At 39.7% G+C, this 20,188-nt stretch carries 18 protein-coding genes; 10 read left to right on the forward strand and 8 right to left on the reverse strand.

Going from position 1 to position 20,188, the window contains the following annotated elements; translation table 11 throughout:
• Positions 1-367 precede the first annotated feature (367 nt).
• Together ACZ427_RS01875 and ACZ427_RS01880 are read right to left on the reverse strand one after the other, a co-directional pair.
• Complete coding sequence (locus ACZ427_RS01875) at positions 368-628, reverse strand: hypothetical protein (RefSeq protein ID WP_461179199.1); 261 nt, start codon at positions 626-628, stop codon at positions 368-370.
• 277 nt (positions 629-905) lie between these two features.
• On the reverse strand, positions 906-1,469 hold the full coding sequence (locus ACZ427_RS01880) for a hypothetical protein (RefSeq protein ID WP_461179198.1): 564 nt from the start codon (positions 1,467-1,469) through the stop codon (positions 906-908).
• Between the two features lie 885 nt (positions 1,470-2,354).
• Here ACZ427_RS01880 and ACZ427_RS01885 point away from each other — a divergent pair.
• Positions 2,355-2,477 (forward strand): hypothetical protein, encoded by a 123-nt coding sequence (locus ACZ427_RS01885; protein WP_461179197.1) that lies wholly within the window; start codon positions 2,355-2,357, stop codon positions 2,475-2,477.
• A gap of 24 nt (positions 2,478-2,501) precedes the next feature.
• Complete coding sequence (locus tag ACZ427_RS01890) at positions 2,502-2,777, forward strand: hypothetical protein (protein WP_461179196.1); 276 nt, start codon at positions 2,502-2,504, stop codon at positions 2,775-2,777.
• Positions 2,778-3,303: 526 nt separating this feature from the next.
• On the opposite strand, the gene ACZ427_RS01895 is transcribed toward ACZ427_RS01890, so the two are convergent.
• The 4 genes from ACZ427_RS01895 to ACZ427_RS01910 form a co-directional block, all read right to left on the reverse strand.
• The gene (locus ACZ427_RS01895; protein ID WP_461179195.1) at positions 3,304-4,791 is read right to left on the reverse strand and encodes a sodium:solute symporter family protein; all 1,488 of its coding nucleotides are present in this window, start codon (positions 4,789-4,791) and stop codon (positions 3,304-3,306) included.
• Positions 4,792-4,794: 3 nt separating this feature from the next.
• Positions 4,795-5,046: a hypothetical protein gene (locus tag ACZ427_RS01900; protein ID WP_461179194.1), complete on the reverse strand. Its 252-nt coding sequence runs from the start codon at positions 5,044-5,046 to the stop codon at positions 4,795-4,797.
• A gap of 75 nt (positions 5,047-5,121) precedes the next feature.
• Complete coding sequence (locus tag ACZ427_RS01905; RefSeq protein ID WP_461179193.1) at positions 5,122-6,027, reverse strand: hydroxymethylglutaryl-CoA lyase; 906 nt, start codon at positions 6,025-6,027, stop codon at positions 5,122-5,124.
• Between the two features lie 13 nt (positions 6,028-6,040).
• Positions 6,041-7,237, reverse strand: coding sequence for a CaiB/BaiF CoA transferase family protein (locus ACZ427_RS01910; RefSeq protein ID WP_461179192.1), 1,197 nt, complete (start codon positions 7,235-7,237; stop codon positions 6,041-6,043).
• 327 nt (positions 7,238-7,564) lie between these two features.
• Here ACZ427_RS01910 and ACZ427_RS01915 point away from each other — a divergent pair, with 327 nt between their 5' ends.
• Complete coding sequence (locus tag ACZ427_RS01915; RefSeq protein WP_464883508.1) at positions 7,565-8,173, forward strand: GntR family transcriptional regulator; 609 nt, start codon at positions 7,565-7,567, stop codon at positions 8,171-8,173.
• Between the two features lie 561 nt (positions 8,174-8,734).
• Here ACZ427_RS01915 and larA read toward each other — a convergent pair.
• Complete coding sequence (gene larA, locus ACZ427_RS01920; RefSeq protein ID WP_461179190.1) at positions 8,735-10,033, reverse strand: nickel-dependent lactate racemase; 1,299 nt, start codon at positions 10,031-10,033, stop codon at positions 8,735-8,737.
• A 622-nt stretch (positions 10,034-10,655) separates the two neighbouring features.
• Here larA and ACZ427_RS01925 point away from each other — a divergent pair.
• The 3 genes from ACZ427_RS01925 to ACZ427_RS01935 are packed head-to-tail and all read left to right on the forward strand — an operon-like array spanning position 10,656 to position 13,732.
• Positions 10,656-11,759 (forward strand): type 2 periplasmic-binding domain-containing protein, encoded by a 1,104-nt coding sequence (locus tag ACZ427_RS01925; RefSeq protein ID WP_461179189.1) that lies wholly within the window; start codon positions 10,656-10,658, stop codon positions 11,757-11,759.
• A 33-nt stretch (positions 11,760-11,792) separates the two neighbouring features.
• The gene (locus tag ACZ427_RS01930; RefSeq protein WP_461179188.1) at positions 11,793-13,286 is read left to right on the forward strand and encodes a tripartite tricarboxylate transporter permease; all 1,494 of its coding nucleotides are present in this window, start codon (positions 11,793-11,795) and stop codon (positions 13,284-13,286) included.
• Positions 13,283-13,732, forward strand: a complete 450-nt coding sequence (locus tag ACZ427_RS01935; protein WP_461179187.1) for a hypothetical protein — start codon at positions 13,283-13,285, stop codon at positions 13,730-13,732. The genes ACZ427_RS01930 and ACZ427_RS01935 overlap by 4 nt, the downstream gene beginning before the upstream one ends.
• Positions 13,733-13,791: 59 nt before the next feature.
• Here the strand turns inward: ACZ427_RS01935 and ACZ427_RS01940 are convergent, their stop codons facing one another.
• Entirely contained in the window at positions 13,792-14,658 is an 867-nt protein-coding gene (locus tag ACZ427_RS01940; protein WP_461179186.1) for a LysR family transcriptional regulator, read from the reverse strand.
• A 229-nt stretch (positions 14,659-14,887) separates the two neighbouring features.
• Here ACZ427_RS01940 and ACZ427_RS01945 point away from each other — a divergent pair, with 229 nt between their 5' ends.
• The 4 genes from ACZ427_RS01945 (at position 14,888) to ACZ427_RS01960 (ending at position 20,184) form a co-directional block, all read left to right on the forward strand.
• Complete coding sequence (locus ACZ427_RS01945) at positions 14,888-16,087, forward strand: PrpF domain-containing protein (protein ID WP_461179185.1); 1,200 nt, start codon at positions 14,888-14,890, stop codon at positions 16,085-16,087.
• Between the two features lie 13 nt (positions 16,088-16,100).
• Positions 16,101-17,612, forward strand: coding sequence for an FAD-dependent tricarballylate dehydrogenase TcuA (tcuA, locus tag ACZ427_RS01950; RefSeq protein WP_461179184.1), 1,512 nt, complete (start codon positions 16,101-16,103; stop codon positions 17,610-17,612).
• A 29-nt stretch (positions 17,613-17,641) separates the two neighbouring features.
• The gene (locus ACZ427_RS01955) at positions 17,642-18,742 is read left to right on the forward strand and encodes an isocitrate/isopropylmalate dehydrogenase family protein (RefSeq protein WP_461179183.1); all 1,101 of its coding nucleotides are present in this window, start codon (positions 17,642-17,644) and stop codon (positions 18,740-18,742) included.
• Positions 18,743-19,308: 566 nt separating this feature from the next.
• On the forward strand, positions 19,309-20,184 hold the full coding sequence (locus ACZ427_RS01960; RefSeq protein WP_461179182.1) for a HipA domain-containing protein: 876 nt from the start codon (positions 19,309-19,311) through the stop codon (positions 20,182-20,184).
• The last annotated feature ends 4 nt before the right edge of the window (positions 20,185-20,188 follow it).

Consider the following 20,188-nt stretch of genomic DNA (forward strand, 5'->3'; position numbering starts at 1 on the left):
TATTCATTATTGAGAAATAATTAACATTCACATTAGTCTCGAAAAACTTTTTGGTTTAAAAGTAATATTGTCATAAAAGAGTGTGCTGCCATTCTGTTTTTACCGGATACAAACGTTTTTTACCTCAGTTTATAACTTAGCAGGATCATGAAGCTGTGCTTCTTTACGCTTTTGCTGCTCGCTACTTAACTCTCCTTTCGCTTGTGCTCCTCATACCCACCGGGTTCCAGATAGGCATATTGTCCAGCTTCTTTTCTTCATTTATTTTTAACCCCCTAACATAAGATTTTCTCGTATTTCCCCATAAAAACAACACTTATTCAGCATTATTATTGTATAAAAAAACACCTCTATGGGTGCTATTGAATTACTTTATATTTCTCTCCATTTCTTTCAAACAAGCTGCCTTTACGGCTCCAGTTATATCTAGATCTTCAGTTTCAAACCATGGGATTGTCATATTACGACCATTTGAATTACATACGCAGCGGATTTTTACAGAACCGCCTAGGTCAGCTGTATAAACATCCCATTCCCAGAGTTCTTTCCAAGTTCCATTACTTCCAAATGCTTTAGTATAGCTAGTGATAAATAAACTGTGATTAACTCGGTAATAGCCTTCTGACATATTTATCGCCTCCTAGTCTTTTATTTCGACAAAAAAGAAATAACCTTTCATTTTAGTGCCTGTCATTTCCTGGATTTTGGATAAATTTGACGGATAGATTGCTAGTTTTGGTGAAACGGTATTGGGTTGAAAGATTATTTTTAAAGGACATGGGGACAGGCATAGAGGAAGACTCATCAAATCAATTGCTGTAGATGCCAATGTGTCTAACCCTCTGTCCTCTCTATAATCGATAGTAAATTATATGAGGGACCTCGGTTGAGATGTCTTAAAAGTATTAACGACCAAGTAATTCTTTGTATCTTTCATAAGCCTTCTCATCTTGTACCAATTTTAAATAATGAATCTCCCTTTGTTCAATTAAAGATCTTAATTCTGTACCTTTCTCAGGGATTTGAGCAGTGATAAGATTTTTTAATAATTGAGTCAAAGGCTCTCCTATCGCTTGTTTGAAATTGAATCCTAACAATTGCATTATATTAAATGTTTCTTTAGATAATAGAGTCTTAACTATATCTACTTGGCTTTGCAGTTTTTCTTTATCTTCTTGGCTACTCTTTAATATCAGCTCTTGCAATAGGGGTAGAAGCTCGTTTGTTATATAATCAATGTCACTTTCCGATATTCTTTGACTTATTAACTTTTCTTCGTAGGCTTGAGCTAACGTAAGAAGATCGTTTCTTTCATCAATTAATTCTGTTATTATTTCTTGAAGTTCTTCAATCGTGTTATCTTTTTGCTTTGTTGTCTTAGATACTCTGATACGTTCACTAATTGATTGGGAACTACTTTTTATTAAGCCACTTGCTGCATTCATAATAAATTCACTATGAAATTCCATAGACCCTCACCTCCTCTATGTCTATATTCGACACCAATCTTAAATACCCTTCAAAAGTTGTGTGTTTTTTCTAATGATTGTCGAATATAGTAATAAAAACCTGTGGATATATGTTAATTAAAAGTAAACTTATTCAAATATCAAGGTGCAATTTTTAAAGAGTAATATTATTCCAGCTATAAGTCATTCCTTTTTGTGGCTTTGTCGATTGGGATCGGCGTATCATCACAGATTCCCATATTGCCTCATTTGAGATAGATGCTTGCGGCCATCCATAAGAAAAGCCCATTTCAGCTTCGCTACGTACTGCTTAATGACCAATCATTTTCACCTGTAAATGCGTTACAAAGCTCACCCCATCTCCAAAGTGATGTCCCTTATTAACAAACGGCCGATTATTATAATACAAAGAACAATGCCATGTGTCCTGACAAGCGAATTATGACTAAATCATTGATCAGGGACAGGCATGTTGGAAGTAAGTCGGTACATTCATTTAAATCCTTATAATGCTGGGATGGTCACCAAACCGGAAGTTTATCGATGGAGCAGTTATCGGTATTACGTACATACGCCGAAGCCCATCTGTTGAATGCTAGTGTTATTTTTGATTTCTTTTAAGGTGATTTAGTGGAGAGGAGGCAGAAGTATAGGAAGTTTGTTGAAGAGATGACATATCTGCAGTAGATTAGGTGCCTGTCACTTCTTGATTAAGGAGGGAGGGTAGGGGGGATTAAACAATGAATAAGATGATCCGAAATAATCTCATTTCAACCTGAAAAGACTGGACATGTAATCGATGTTTTTAAGGTTCTGAGTGACAATGAATCATATAAATTATCTACTTATAGATAGCAGTTACTTTAGTTGAAGGAGCGATGGCAAATGATTGATACTTCGCTCTGGGAAATTGATATCAAAGGCGAGGCCTCAGGGACATGGAAAAAATTCTGGTTACTTAAACCTGGAACGAATCCGGATAATCCGCAAAATAGAATGGATTATTAATTGGTATGAAGGGGGTGTGAAAGCATGAGAAAAAGACCATTTGAACTATGGCTAATTTGGCAAAATGTTGAGACTCGTCAACGATACCACGTAGGAAAGTTGCTTTATCAAGATGGAATTTACACATTTTCCTATGAAACGAGCGGCTATCGAAGGAAGTTAGGCTACATCCCTGCATTTTATAGTGGGTGGATGTATGAAATCATCCAAAAAAATGCAACTACCAAGCAAAAATTGAAAATATTCATTCCCAAGCGCTACCTCGTCGTAAAGTCAACATTTCAATTATTGGCGAGTTGAACCAAGCCGTTGATATTGCTGACGTCTTAAACGATAAAGAACAATTAAGATTGATGATGAGTTAATATAAATTTAACGGTTTTCCCAAGAACCATGGGGACAGGCACCTTGGTCCACAATGTATTAGGTTAGGCTGAGGTGTTCTCATGACGGGACTAACCTATCTTGTCTTTTATGGAAATACGACTTTCCCCCAGAAAATATTGATAATTGCTCTCATTTTACCTTTTGAATATAAGGATCAAAGGGACAGGCACGAGTCCCAATATATTTCCATGGCTTAGACGGAGTGTTAGAGCCAATTGGTCTTTTTATTCTTAAAAAATATCAAAATGAATGATAGCGTAATTGCTTCCTACATAAGTACAATAAGGCCTTTCGCTACAACAGTTTAGCGAAAGGCCTTCTAAATAGATTTGCTTTTCTTTGTTCCAGTTTCCATTCATGCGTCTGCATCATAAAAGGAGTAATCTCCTCTCTCAATCAAGGAGAAGAAATGGGACAAGGAACCTGTCCCTGTGTCCCATTACATCGCGATAACTTCTTTTGCTTCGGTTTCTTCTGCTTCGGATACAGTCATTACGAGGCTGCCGACCACACAGATTATTGTGTTTAGGAGAAGTCCCCATAATCCACTGGCAAAGCCAAGTAAAGAAAGATCGAAAATTGTCATTATTGAAGCAACTAATGTACCTGCCACCATTCCGGCAAAAACAATTTTAGCGTTCAGGCGGTTCCAGTATAATCCGAGGATTAGACCAGGTGCAATCTGAATCAGCAGTTCAAACTTCAATATAAAGATCTGATAGAGCGTTGCAGGGGGGAACCACGCAATTAGAATCAGAATACCGACAGCGACGACACCTACCAATTTGCCAACAAGCAATTTTTTATGCTGGGAAGCATTAGGATTAATGTAATTTCCATATAAATCGTTGGATATAATTGACGAGAATGTCAGTAATACAGAATCAGCGGTAGATACAATTGCTGCAATCACCCCGCCAAATAAGAGAATCATAGCCCAATAGAAGATAACATTTTGACTAGCAATATTACTCGCCATCATTCCTACCAGCTGTTCGGACTCTCCGGTAGATAATCCTGGATATGCATTAATACCTATAATTCCAATAAGAAATACGACCCCTGCGGTAAAAAAAGGCATCCATGCCATTCTGCTGAACGAGCGCTTTAGTGTTTTTTCACTTTTGGCTGCGAATATGCGCTGAATCGCATGAGGATAAACGGCAGCGCCAATTCCGATCAACAGAAGCAGGCTCAACCAGTTCACTATACCTGGCCCATCAGGAATTCCCAATTTTTCGGGGGAATATGCTTGCAGGTAATCGGCTGACGTTGGTAATCCGCCAAAATAAATAATCGACCCAATCAAAAGCAAAAAGACACCCACTAATAGAGCAAATCCCTGCATGGTATCCGTGTAAGCAACTGAGCGCATGCCGCCAAGCCATCCGTAAATCAACATGATAACGACAAAAAATATAACCCCCGCTTGATAAGGGATCGTTCCTCCAGTCAATCCGGAAACACCCTGTCCGATTGCCACCAATTGCTCCAGCAAATAATTGCCAAGACCATAAAGCATCAACAATGATGCCATAATCGTAACGGCTTTCGATTTATATCGTTTTTCAAACCACTGGGCTGGTGTAATTAATTTATATTTTTTGCCCATGGTGTATAACCTTGGAGCGAATAAAAGATACGCCATAATAATCATAATAAAAAATGGAACAGATACTAAGTATTCAAACCCCTGGCGATAAGCTGAGGGCGGGTAGCCGATAACGGTATTACCACTATATTGTGTCGCAAAAAAGGTAAAAAACAAAACCATGGTGCCTAGGCCCCTGCCGCCAAGATAGTACTCATCCAGGCTTTGATGAATATTCCTGTTTTTGAGATAGGTCACCAGGCCAATCCCGAGCATGATCAAACCGTATGCTAACAGAATCACTACACCGGACCAGCCGGAGAATGCCAAATCCATAACTTAATTCGCTCCTTTCTTCTCATCTTCTTCGTTCTCTTCTTCCACCATCCAGTAATTGTTGATGACATAGGATAAAAAAGCAGACAACAGGATAGATGCAATAATAATGATGACGGCCCAAAGCGGTATTCCAAGAATTAGAATTTCTCCAAAGCTCGCCGGGAAATACCACGGAGTAATTAATGCAAGTAAAATCCCAAACACAATCCATATTTTTCCGTATTTAATCGGTTCTTTCTTTGATTGGTGCATACGTATCCCTCCTTAAATGCTTAATATTCTGAATAAATGGAGTTGAATATCCATTCCCCATTTCTCCTCTTGTTTTTACACCGGATGCAAATCTGTTATTTTACCAGCTTTTATAACTTGTCCCGGCACCTCATGTCCCAAAATCGTCTCCAAATATTTAGATGTTGAAATCAGTTGTTCGAGGTCGGTTTTTACATGATAATCCATAAAGATAAGCATATGTACAAGGTCCTCCGTACAAATGTTTCCTGTAGCTCCTGGGGCGAATGGACAGCCCCCCAGACCGCCTAGCGAAGCATCAAATCTCGTCACACCTGCCCGGATTCCTTCTATTACATTCGCCAGGCCCATGCCACGGGTATTATGGAAATGCAGCGTTAGGGGTAAATCCGGCCACCGGTTCAGTACTTTTCTGCAGCGTTCGAAAACCTGCTTGGGTGTTGCCATGCCAGTTGTATCGGCAAGGGTGATGCCGTCCGCTCCCAATTCCAGATACTTATCAATCAGCCCCAGTACCCTGTCTTCAGCTACGTTACCTTCGAATGGACAGCCAAAGGAGGTTGCTAACGACCCATTGATACGAATCCCGGTTCCGGCCAGGAAGCTGGCGATATCTTCAAACCCGGAAAAAGATTCTTCCACTGTTTTTCGAACATTTTTTTGGTTATGTGATTCGCTGGCGGAAACAACCAGGTTCACCTCATCAACCATACAGGCAGCAGCACGCTCTGCACCTTTCACATTCGGGATCAAGGTGGTATATGTAACCCCGGGCTTTCGGTCAATCCCCAGCATGACATCCGCCGCATCCTTTAGATTAGGAATGGCTTTAGGGGATACGAAGGAGGTTGCTTCAATTTTATCAACCCCCGAAGCAGACAGCCGGTTAATTAAATCAATCTTTTTCTCGGTCGGTACGAACTGATCCTCCATTTGCAAACCGTCTCGTGTCACGACTTCCTGTATATCAATGGCCTTCATTGTCACTCCTCCTCTAAATGATTCCCTGGTCTTTCAGCCGGGAAATTTCTTTATCATTATAGTCCAGCCAATTCTCTAATACTTCCTCTGTATGCTGCCCAAGATCTGGTCCGAGCCATTTTGTTCCCCCAGGGGTTTCACTCATTTTTGGTACAATTCCAGGTATTTTCAATGACTCTTCTTCATTCATTTTAAAATCCTCAATCATTCCTCTGCTCAAGTAATGAGGGTCGTTCACAATATCTTTGATACTGTAAATTGGACCGGCGGGAACCCCTTTCTCATCAAGCACATGCAATGCCGTTTCCAAATCAACTGTTTTCGTCCAATTTTCTATAACTTCATCGAGATAATCTGCGTGAGCAGCTCTTCCACTGTTGCTTTGAAAACGTTCATCTTCCCCTAACTCAGGCATTGCGATCGCTTCCATCAGGCGTTTAAAAATAGTATCCCCATTCCCGCCAATGACGATATACTTCTCATCCTTGCACTGGTAGGTGTTTGAAGGTGCTATACCTGGCAGTGATGACCCGGTTCGTTCCCGAATGGCGCCGAGTTTATCAAATTCAGGTAGCGATCCCTCCATAAGACTAAATACCGATTCGTATAACGAGACGTCAATCATTTGTCCCTTTCCTGTACCTTGAACATCACGATGATACAGTGCCATCATCGCGCCAATTACCGAATACATTGCAGCAAGGGAATCTCCAAGACTGACTCCGACCCTTACCGGCGGCCGGTCAGGAGATCCCGTTATGTAACGAAGCCCGCCAATCGATTCACCCACACTGCCAAATCCAGTTTTATCACGATAAGGGCCTGTCTGACCATAACCAGAAACCCGAACCATCACTAAACCGGGATTGATCGCAGATAGTGTGTCATATCCCAAATTCCACTTCTCCATTGTGCCTGGTCTGAAATTTTCGACAAGGATATCACATTCCTTGACGAGTGATCGAATGATTTCTTGTCCCTCTTCGCTTTTTAAATCAATAGTGATCGACTTTTTATTCCTTGATTGCAGTCTCCACCACAAGGAAGTACCTTTATAGATATGTCGCCAATCCCTTAGTGGATCTCCTTTTCCCGGCGGTTCCACTTTTATAACGTCTGCTCCAAATTCCGCCATCATCCTTCCTGCAAAAGGACCGGCAATCAAACTGCCCAATTCCAACACTTTAACTCCTTCTAAACTTTGTCCCATTATCCTACACTCCTTTTTTAGACAAAAACAGCTATTGTTCGTTAAATATTACTGTGCTGCACAAATATTCAACAGCCAACGTTGAAATTATTCAATAAATAGAAATATTTTGTTTTATTTATATCATCTTAACAACTTGTATACAAAAACACAATATATATTTGAAAATAACTCTATTTAAGGTGTTAATTTGATTCATTGTATACAAACAGATAATATAAATTGATGAGTGCCCTCCATTTATATACAATAAGAAAGAGGTGTTTTACTGTGAATGCATATAGGTATATAAAAAAAGCAATTTTACATGGCGAATTTCCTCCAAAAATGCGGCTTACTGAAGAATTTTTAGCCAATAAGTTCCAAATAAGCCGTACACCAATCCGCGAGGCACTGAAACAATTGGAATCAGAAGGACTAACCGTCTCCATGAAAAGGGGGGTTCGCGTCAGTCATTATACAAAAGAAGATATTCGACAAATCTACGATGTAAGGACGCTTCTAGAGGGGTACGCGGCTGCTCAGGCTTCCATTCACCGCTCTGAAGTGGATCTGCAACAAATGAAAGCAGCCAATGCATACTATGAACAGGTAATCAATGAACATTTTAAAACCGGTGAGTCAACAATTGAGGACATACTGGACATCAACCGCAAATTTCATGATGGTATCGTAAAAGCTTCACAAAATCAGCATATTCATAACCACATTTCCAAAGTTGTCGTTTTGCCGTTGATATTTCGTTCTTTCTATTGGTTTAATGAAGAACAAATGCGAAAATCCCTAGAGGCCCACAGCACGATCCTTCAGGCAATTGAGGAACAGGACATGGAGCGCGCCCGTGTCGCAATGCATGAGCATATTTACCATGGCAGAGACCAAGTCCTACTCCACATCAACGACATTAAAGAAGATTATTCAATCACCGGAAAATAAGTGGGGGACGGAGGGACAGGTACCTTGTCCCAAGTTCGTGGCGCCTGTCACTTCCCGAACTTTGTCGAAGATTGATAGAGTAAAAGCATAGGAAGATAAGATAGCAACTGAATATTGTGAGGATGGTTGGTTGCCGTTCTTCTTTCCTTTTTGGAAGGGGGGGATAATCATGGAAGGAATTCTTGGCAGTAAGAAAGCATACACAGAGACGAAAACAGTTACAAACAAATGAGATGAATGAGAGAGTTGTTATCAGAGCCCGAAATAGCCATCCGAGCAGTTGGCAAGTCCGATAGAAGCATTGTCAGCGCCCGGGATAGCCGTTAGAGCAGTTGAAATGTACGATAGAGAGGACACAGATACTTTGTCCCAGAAAGCTAAAGGCTAGCTACAATTCAGGTTTCTGGATCTTCCAGAATCATTGCTTACTACATAGGTACAAGAAGGCCTTTCGCCACAAGAGCTTAGCGAAAGGCCCAGTTTTCAATATAGGTTTGCTTTTCTTTGTTCCAGTTTCGATTCATGCGTCTGTATCATAAAAGGAGTAATTTCCTCTCTCAATCAAGGAGAAGAAATGGGACGATGGACCTGTCCCTGTGTCCCCTCTACAAACGGAATCGTCAAGGGCCCCAGCGGAAGAACGGCGATTGTCATATTTTCCCCATACGCTTCCTTTAATTGCTCGATTGTTTGTTCAATATCATGCGTTGGCTTCAGCATGGTGCTTTTCACTTGCTCATCCGTCAGTTTGGAATAGACATAAACATCTGCCCAGACTTGCACGACTGCCTGCTTTTGTACCTGCCATTGATCGAACATTTTAAATTCCGGGTTGTTGATCATATCCAGTAATCCTTGTGGCGAGTCTGCCATGTCAAAGATCTTGGAATAGTTTCCGTGATCGGGTAAGCCGTCTGAGCATTCAGATGCAACAATAATAGAACCTCCTTCCTTAACAATTTTATGTGCTGCGCTCATTCCCTTTACAGCTTGGTAGAGGTTTTGATCGAGTGGATAGCCGGAATTGGACGTGATTACGACATCAAATCGCTCCTCACAGCGGAACATTGTGTGTTCTTTGGCAAATGCGCAGCCTTTGTCATGTGCTTCATAAAGCTCCCCTGAGAAAACGGAGGTAATCTCTTTTTCCCGATTTAGCGTGACATTTAGCATGAAATCAGGTTTACACAAGCCATTTATTTCACGTGTCATATCCTGGACTGGATTATTCACCATATTTCCCCACGTGGAAAGGGGGTCCCCAATCATTCTTGCATTATGAAAGGTCATGATTGTCTCGATACCGGCAATACCTGGCATGATACCTTTGGGGCCTCCTGAGAATCCGGCGAAAAAATGTGGTTCGATAAAGCCTGTGACAATGCGAAAGTCTGATTCAACATAATTTTTATTAAGATAAACATCACAGCCGAATTTACTTTTACCGAGATTGACAAGTGTATCCTTATCATGGCAATGATTATTCACAATTCGGATATGGTCCACGACCCAAGGCCCGAGCATTTGCACAAATTCTTCCCTCGTTTGATCACGATGCGTTCCAGTCCCGTTAATAATTACAAAGTTCTCCAAAGGCACATGATCCAATTCTTCTATTAATAAAGGTACTAATATATGATTTGGTGTCGGTCTTGTAATATCACTAATCACGATGGAGACGGTGTCCGTAGCTTTTACGGATTCCTTTAATGGCGGTGTGCCAATCGGATTGCGAAGTGAGTCTTGTATCTCTTCTTTTACATGATTTAGTTCTGGCAGGTTTTTCGGTTCGATAATAAAAGAATTGTCGGGTAAATCCAGTGATAGACCTTCTTTTCCATAAAGTAATTCCGTATTCATTTTGCATCCCCGTCCTTTCTCAGCAATTAAGAAAGTATAATACGATCTTACTGCATAAGTGCAACTAAGGCTTTTGCCACAAAAGCTTGTCAAAAGCCAAGTTTTCTAATGTTTATTCTCATTATAAGTTAATACTACCCCCTATAAAACAAAAAGGGGATAGAATATTGTGTTTTCTTGATGGCTTGCTTATTTTGCTTCGGTTACGTCATCATGGGGGGACGGAGGGACAGGTACCTTGTCCCAGAGTAAAGGCTGGATACTACGCCATGCGGGGTTCTGAATCTGCCAAAATTACTGCATAAGTTCAATAAGGCGTTTCGCCACAAGAGTTTAGTGAAAGGTCAAGTTATCTAAATAGATTTGCTTCTCTTTTCTTCAAGTTTCCACTCCTTTGTCTGCATAATAAAAGGAGTAACTTCCTCCCTAAGCCAGGGAGAAATGGGACGATGAACCTGTCCCTGTGTCCCCCTATCATAAATATTTTTTATGATTTTCATAAATTTTTAATATTTGTTTTATCACTATTATTATACTAACATTTAAATTAATCAAAAAATGGAGGTATACTTATGGAGGTAAAGAGACTCGGATATAATTTTAAAATTAGAGGGGGACAAAAATGATTAACTTTAAGAACGTTATTTTTATTCTAGTTTTGATAGCGCTTCCAATCGTTTTAACTGCTTGTAAACCTAAACCAGTTGATGAAGAGGCGTCAGCTGAATCCAGTGGGAATATTTATAATGGCGGAGAGATGGAAGTGTTGGTTCCATACGGTGCGGGGGGCGGTACAGATGTCTTTGCAAGATTTATCGCACCTTATCTATCAGATCATACGGAAGGAAATCCTGATCTTCAAGTACTTAACGTTCCTGGTGGACAAAGTATTACAGGAACAAATGAATACGTAAATATGAAGGAAGCAAATGGGTTAAATGCGTTAACAACAAGTGCCTCTACACATACCCCATTTCTATTAGGTCATTCCGCTGTTCAATATGATTTAAATGAATTGGAACCTATTGTAGGTTTCCCAACCGGAGGAGTCGTATACTCTACACCTGAAATTGCAGATGATATACAAAATAATTCTGAGCCCCTCGTGTATGCAGGGATAAGTGCAACAGGCTTAGATTTGGTCACTTTGCTCTCATTTGAGGTATTAGGAATAGATGTACAAGCAAATATGGGCTATGAAGGAAGGGGTCCTTCACGTGTTTCATTTGAACAAGGTGAATCGAACATTGATTATCAAACTACCTCAGCGTATAAGTCAAATGTTGAACCTCTAATTGAACAGGGATCAGCTAAACCAATATATTCATTTGGACAAATGAAAAATGGGGAAATCGTAAGGGATCCGGCTTTTCCGGATTTGCCAACTGTAAAAGAAATATACGTTGAGTTACATGGCGAAGAACCTTCGGGTGTAGAGTGGGAAGCTTACAAAGCATTTTTGACTTCTTCCTTTACCATTCAAAAAGTGTTGTGGTTGCATGGAGATGCTCCTGATCAGGCTAAGGAAACACTCAAAGTTGGTGCACAAGAGATGATTGCTGAACCATCCTTTATGGAAGAAGGTGAGGATGTGCTTGGAGGATATGAGCCATATACCACCGAAGAGTTAGACCATGCTATCAATGATATGCTGAATGTTTCAGGTGAAGTTACAGGATGGGTTACGGAATTTCTTAAAGAAGAATATGGTGTCACGATAGAATAAGTGAAATAAAGAAGATTTAAGGGGGATACAACAATGATTGAAACAGGAATTGAAGCGCTATTTATGGTCTTGGAACCAACTAGACTCTTATTTATGTTATTAGGAATCGCAGTAGGATTATCTCTCGGACTTCTTCCTGGATTAAGTGGCACTGTTGGAATGGCTATACTTCTCCCATTTGTTTATGGAATGGATCCTGTTTCGGGAATGGCCCTTCTAATCGGGATGACTGCTGTATTGCATACTGGGGATACATTTCCATCCGTTTTATTAGGTGTCCCCGGCTCTTCGGGGTCTCAGGCTACCATTATGGACGGGCATCCATTGGCGCAAAACGGGGAGGCATCCCGAGCATTAAGTGCAGCATTCTTTGCCTCCATGATAGGTGGAACTATTGGAGGGGTTGTTCTCTATCTCTCCATCCCTGTCATTCGACCACTCATTCTTGCGTTTGGGTCACCGGAGCTATTTATGTTGGCTTTATTGGGTCTGAGTATGGTTGGAATTTTGGCTGGAAATTTCCCATTGCGGGGAGTATTGGCTGGTTTATTCGGCCTAATACTTGGGAGTATAGGAAGTGCGCCAGCTACACCGGAATACCGGTATACGTTTGATTTAATGTATTTATCCGACGGGATTCCTCTCGCAGTATTTGCTCTTGGATTATTTGCTTTTCCTGTAATGATAGATTTGCTTGCGGAGGATCGGAGTATCTCCAAGACAATCCCTAAATTAGGTGGGTGGACAAAAGGTTTAAGAGACATTTTAAAGAATAAGTGGCTAGTAATCCGAAGTTCTGCCTTGGGTTCTGTACTCGGGTTTATCCCAGGTGTCGGTGGTAGTGTTGTAGATTGGATTTCTTATGGATTTGCAAAGCAAACAACTAAAAAGAACTATTTTGGAAAAGGGGATGTAAGAGGAGTTATTGCTCCGGAGAGTTCTAATAATGCAAAGGAAGGTGGCGCGTTAATACCGACGTTAATGTTTGGCATTCCGGGTAGCGGTACAACTGCTATCTTGTTAGGGGGGCTGACATTACTAGGGTTGCAGGCTGGACCTTCAATGGTCACAAATGAGTTGCCTTTAACGCTTTCGATTGTTTGGACCTTGGTGATAGCGAATTTGATTGGAGCAGCTGCTTGTTTGCTTCTAAGTAAACCAATATCCAGGCTCAGCGCTATACCGGCAAAGAAGCTCGTGCCTTTTCTAGTTATCATTATCCTTTTAGGTGCCTTTCAAAGTTCCTCGAGCTGGGGAGATTTAATTGCGTTAGTGGCTATAGGAATACTGGGGTGGTTGATGACATGGCTAGATTGGCCAAGAGCTCCAATGTTAATAGGTTTTGTTCTTGCCCCAGCAACTGAACGTTACTTGTGGATTTCCATGTCTAGATACGATATTGGCTGGCTTACAAGACCGGGGGTAATCATAATTGGAGTGTTAATTATTCTGATTGTGGCAGGAGGCATTTACTTTAATAAGAAAGAAGACACATTAAAGTCGAATAATGGAGGAACTACCGGATGAGTATAAGTAAATCAAAAGTTAACCTGATATTTACTATCCTGCTTGCTTTGCTTTTTACATGGCTTGCTGTTGAAGCAACAACGTTTAACGAAAGGGCTAAATATTTCCCTTTATATATATCCATTATAGCCCTTATCTTTGTAATAGTGGATCTAGTGCTTAGCAGTATCAGATTTTCAAGAAAAAAAGAAGGTGCTTTGCCATTTCACCCACATTTGCTAAGTGCCCTAATGTATATGGGATGGATGCTGTTATTGTTATGGTTCATTTATCTGGTCGGATTTAAAGTAGGATCATCTGCCTTTCTTGCTGCATTCCTTTTTTTCGTGACAAGATGGCAATGGTGGAAAGTAATAATGGCTGTAATAATAGCCTTTAGTTGTATGTATCTTTTCGGCGATATCTATATGAATTTACATTGGCCAGCTAACTTAATGGGGTGGTAATAGTGAAAGTAAAAAGACCAGGTCATACAAAGTATTGGATGACCTGGTTAGCTATACGATCACTCTGCATAGTGTTCTTCTAAAAAACGAATAAAGGTTTTAACAACAGGAAGATTAAGGGAATTATCTTTATAAATCAGACTGGTGTTACGGAGTATTAGATCACCATCTTTATTTTTTATAGGCTGTATAAATAGATCTTGTTCCATTTCATTAAGACCAATACTTGGGATTATTGCATAACCTAATCCATTTTGGACCAATTTGCGGCTTGTTTCAATATTATCTAAATGCATGGTGATATTTGGTGGAGTAGTGAAATTCCGTTGCCACCATCTATCAATGATCCGTTGTAATTCTGAATCTGTTTTGTAAGTTATTCTAGGCAGAGAAGGAAGATCAACCAAGTTTATGGGAAACTTAGAGATGATACAAATTGTTTCTTCTTTAAGTTTTAATTGTCTTTCCTCCCATTTATTTTCTCCCCGAACAATACCGACGTAGACATCCTCATCATCTAACATTCTCACTATTTCAGGGCTTATACCAGTATATAGAGAAAATTGGATGTTTTTATATTTATTGGTAAAATCCCTTAAAATATCAGGAAGTACAAAGCGAGCGAAATTACTGGAGGTTCCTAGTCGGATGGTGCCCTCAGTGGAATTATTAATATTAACGACATGGTCTTTAACTTTTTGCAACTCATTCAGCATCCGAAGCGAATAATTTACTAGATATTCTCCTTCCGTACTGAATTTAACGCCTCGCTTGCTTCGCCATAGGATGATTACCCCCATATTTTCCTCTAACTGTTTGATGCGGTATGTGAGTGCAGGTTGAGAGATGAACAGTTTTTCAGCAGCTCTCGTAATGTTTCTTTCATCATTTAATGTTTTGAGGATTAGCCAATCTTTTTCATTCAAGCGATACCACCTGCCTATTATTATAAGTTCTTATATAGGGAGTTTCTTTAATTATGAACCAATCCACCTTAAAAGGGAAGAAAAGGTCATCCATTGTCAGTAAAAATTTATGTTAAATTCTTTTCAATCCATAAAAAAATTTTATTAAAAATAATAAAAAAACAATATTTTAATTATCGTTAAGGTTTCCGTATCATTATAGTCAGAAATAAATTTTCCAGAAAGGTAGATGCAAATGGTTCGGGACTTTGAGAAAATTAAAGCAGCAATTATTAGAGGCGGCACAAGTAAAGGTGTTTATTTGATGGATAATGAACTCCCTGTAGATCAGAAGCATCGGGAAGAGGTAATACTTTCATTATTTGGAAGCCCAGACGTTCGTCAGATTGATGGCTTAGGGGGGGCAGACCCATTAACAAGTAAAGTTGCCATTATTAAACCATCTCTTCGTAAAGATGCAGATATAGATTATACATTTGGGCAAGTATCTATAGATAAGAATCATATTGATTATCGGAGTAATTGTGGAAATATCTCTTCAGGTGTTGGTCCTTTTGCAATAGATGAAGGCATTGTACCAGCACTTGACCCTGTTACGGTAGTTCGAATTTATAATACGAATACCCAAAAGATTATTGAAGCAGAGGTTCCAGTAAAAAATGGTAAGTCTTTGACGACAGGTAACTGTTATATTCCAGGCGTCCCAAACCCAGGAGCGAAAATTATGCTTAACTTTGTGAATTCCGGAGGAGCTTCAACTGGAAAAGTAATGCCAACAGGAAATCCAAAGGATACCATCATTTTAAATGATGGAAGAACGATTGATATCAGTATTGTAGATGCAGCAACTCCTGCTGTTTTTGTAAGGGCTTCCGATTTGGGGCTTACTGGAACTGAAACCCCTGAACAAATAGAAAGCCGTCCAGGTCAATTGGAAATATTAGAAGAAATACGCGCTGCAGGGGCCTGTTTGATAGGGTTGGTGAAAACGAAAGAAGAAGCTAAGCTTATTTCTCAATCTGTACCGAAAATAATTTTTGTATCACCTGCTCAATCTTATCAGGGGATCAATGGAGTTAAAGTAGAGGAAGAAAAAGTTCATTTTACAGCTAGAGCAATGGCCATGGGCAAAATGCATAAAGCTTTTGCCGTAACCGGGGGGATTTGCGCTTCTGTCACTGCTCTTATAGAAGGGACAGTGGTAAATGAGATAAGTAAATACAGTGGAAAAGGGGATATTACCATTGGTCATCCTACAGGCACCATGGATTTTAGTGTAGTTGTAAATCATGACGGCGGCGAGCATCTTGTAAGCCGGTCTGCAGTGGAAAGAACATCACGGCGATTAATGGATGGGTTTGCCTATCTGCCCGCAACTGTACTAAGGAAAGATGCTTCTATTCAACAGAGAAAAAAAGAAACTATTTAGTGGAGGGATATATATGAAAAATACGCAAGAGAAATATGATGTAGTTGTAGTTGGAGCAGGAAATGCTGCTTTGTGTGCAGCTATTTCTGCCAGGGAAAATGGAGCAAAGGTTCTCGTCTTGGAAAAAGGCCCTAAACATAAACGGGGAGGAAATTCCTTTTTTACGGACGGAGCAATTCGCTTTGCGTATAAGGATAAAGAGGCGCTTACTGATATCATTCCCGAACTTCAGAACGGTGAGGGAGAGGATATTGAAATCCCCGTTTATGAAAATGAAGACTTTTACAATGATCTGATGGTAGTAACAGAAGGAAAAAGTGATCCAAAACTTGCAAATCAGCTTGTTACCAAATCATATGAAACGATTAAGTGGATGAAAGATCAAGGAGTAGCATTTGAACTGAATGAAAATCAGGTCTTTGAGAAAGATGGAAAGAAACAATTTTGGGGAGGCTTACCAGTAAAAACACATCGAAAGGGTATTGGATTAATAGAGCGATTAATAGCACAAGCAGAGGCAATGGATATTGATATTGTATATGAAACCCGAGCTGTGAAATTAGAGGTGGAAAAAAATATAATAACAGGATTAAAGGTGGAAGAAAAAGGTAAAGAACATCGAACAATTCCTGCCAATTCTGTAATTTTAGCATGTGGGGGATTTGAAGCAAATAAAGCAAAACGAATGAAATACATTGGTAACCAATGGGAGCATGCAGTTGTTAGAGGAACAGAATACAATACAGGAGACGGTTTGGATATGGCTTTTGCAGTCGGAGCGCAGCCAAGTGGCCAATGGGATGGATGTCATGCACATACAACTGACTATAATGCTCCTTCTGTAGGGGATTTTGATAAACCAGGAGATATTTATAAAAAATCTTCCTACCCTCTTGGACTCATTGTTAACAAGAACGGAGAGCGCTTCGTAGATGAAGGAGCAGATTTCAGAAATTATACCTATGCCAAGTATGGAAAAGAGACATTAAAGCAGCCCGATCAACTTGCATATCAGCTATTTGATTCACAAGTTCGTTCACTATTGCGCAAAGAATATGATCTGGAAGAAGCTACGCTTATCAAAGCAGATACGATTGAAGAATTAGCGGAAAAAATGAACACAGATAAAGAAGAATTTTTAAAAACGATCAAGGATTATAATAATGCGGTGCAAGAAGGGGAGTACAATCCAAGCATTAAAGACGGAAAGTCGACAATAGGGATTATTCCTCCGAAAACAAATTGGGCACTTCGTTATGAAAAAGGGCCTTTCTACGCTTATCCGGTCACATGTGGGATTACTTTTACGTTTGGCGCTCTTCATGTGAACGAATTAAGTGAAGTATTGAATGAAAAACAAGCACCAATTCCTGGGCTCTTTGCTGCAGGAGAAATGATTGGTAACCTCTTTTATCATAATTACCCAGGTGGTTCCGGATTAATGTCAGGAGCGGTGTTTGGAAAAATTGCCGGAAAATCTGCAGCAACATATATCAAGAGTAATTCCACAGAAGCGGTTCGATAACAAAAATATTTTAAAGAGGGAGGAGTTTGATGGGGAATTACCAAATTGCTGTTATGGAAGGTGACGGCATTGGTCCTGAAATTGTAAGAGAGACGACAAAGGTCCTAAAATTTGCAGGAGATGTTTTAGAGGATTTAAATATTGAATATCATTATTTACCAATAGGGCTTTCTTCCTTTAACCAGCAGGGCTCGACGCTACCAGAAGCAACCATTGAAGGGTTAAAACAATGCGATGCAGGAATTTTAGGTCCATTGACGACGCATTCATATGATACAAATCATCCAGAAATGGTAAATGCAAGCGGTAAATTAAGAAAGCTCCTTGATTTATATGCAAATATACGACCAGCAAAATCATTCCCAGGTGTAGCCTCTCGTTATGAAGATGTAGATCTTGTAATCGTAAGGGAAAACACGGAAGGAATGTATGCAGATCGCAATCTATTCTATAATACTGGTGAATTCATGACAGATTCTAATACGGTTCTTTCCCTTCGTGTAGTTACGAGGCAGGCATCGGAGAGATTAGCGAAAGTTGGCTTTGAATTGGCTTTGTCAAGGCATAAAAAACTATCAATTGTTCACAAAAAAAACGTGTTGCGAGAAGGCTGTGGATTATTTTATGACAGTTGTCACAGAATAGGTGAATCCTATCCAAGTGTGTCTATTGATGATCATCATGTAGATGCCTTTGCCATGCACCTTGTTCAAAAGCCTGAAGACTTTGATGTCATTGTAACAACCAATATGTTTGGAGATATTCTTTCTGATCAGGCTGCTGGTTTAGTTGGGGGCCTGGGATTGGCACCGGGGCTTAATGTTGGTGAATCTTTTCTTTTGGCACAGGCGACACATGGATCAGCCCCTGACATAGCTGGTAAAAATCTAGCGAACCCTATATCTGAGATCCTTTCAGCGAAAATGATGCTGGAATGGATTGGAATCCGAAACGATGATCATAATGCTTTGCATGCAGCTTCATTGATAGAAGTTGGAGTAGAGCAGGCATTGTCCAAGGGATATAAAACAAAAGATCTTGGAGGAAATCTTTCTACAGAGCAATTCGGTGACCATCTAGTAGAGATAATGAGCGAAGAGATAGTGAAAAAAGAGAACTTCACTTCATAAGCGTCTATCAAATAAAAGGAATCAGCATGTACCTTGACTGATTCCTTTTTTATGCGATTTTTTTAAAAGATATAGTTTTGGTATGAAATATTTATATTAGATTATCTGATGGCTGAAAGACGAGGCCAATGGGTCAGTCCCCCGCCGCATTGGAGAAGGCTAAAATCATTCCAGTGGTGGAAGAGCAGATGAGTCTGATTGGAGAAGGGACGATTACAAAACAAATGAGATGAAAGAGAGAGCTGCTATCAGAGCCCGGAACAGCCATCCGAGCAGTAGGAAAGTCCGATAGAAGCATTGTCAGAGCCCGAAATAGCATAAGCACAGGACTCGGTGGGGGCGCAGGGGAGAGTTTGCCTCTTGAGAACCGTATCTTTGCTTCTGAACTATGGTATAATAAATTATATATATTAATAGGAGAATGAACAATTGACTGCGAGTTCGGTTTAATTAACTGGAAGTCGGTTAATAAAAATTGAATAATCAATAACCCAAAAGTATACTTTGATTAAATGTAAGTAGTGAATATTATTTATTAATAACTTAAAAAGTGGGGACACGGGATCATGCAAGATATTTCGGATTGGGTATTTGTAAATCATGGTGAAAAAAGTACATTAGAAAAAGAGGAACTTCTTTCTCCAGGCGATATGGAATATATAATGAAATATCCAAGAGAATTCGATGAGACTCGTGTTAATTGGGAGGATATAAATGAGGTGATTGCAGCAAAAATAGGGCAATTATTAGGTTTGAAGACTGTTGAGGCAGAAATAGCTTACCGAAACGGAAAGCGTGGCTGCTTAATGCTTCATTTTCTACATCAATATGAGGTTGATCTGGGTGAGCCAGGTGGCCCATTACTAGCTTCAGAATTTGGAGAGGAATATAATCAACTAGGGTATAGTGAATTGAAAAGTATGGAGTTAATAAGTAAATCATTCTCCTTAATAGAACGATTTACTTACTATCCTATTATGAAAAATGAATTTGTCACTATGAACGTTTTCGATATATTAATTGGCAACCAAGATAGACATCCATATAACTGGCAACTTCTTTTTAAAGAGGATAAAGTCTTTTTCGGTCCCTTGTATGATAATGGTGCATCTCTTGGGTGGCAGCTTCCGGATCATGAGCTAGAACGAATGATTGTTAATGACACGAAAATGAACAAGTTTTATAAAAAAATGAGAGTAAAAGCTGGAATTATTGAAGATAAGCAGCCTCGATTAAATGCTAATCAAGTGCTTCATTATTGTAATGCTCATTACCCCGATGAAATAAAGATAGTAGAGAATCGGCTAGAGCTATTTGACGTGGATGCTTATAATTACTATATTGACCAATTTCCTCTTATTTCCGATATAAGAAAGGAATTTTTGAAACAGTTTATTCATTTTCGGCTGAATAAGATATTAAAAGCTATACGGAAGGAGTGAAAGA

This window comes from Virgibacillus ainsalahensis, assembly GCF_055380755.1.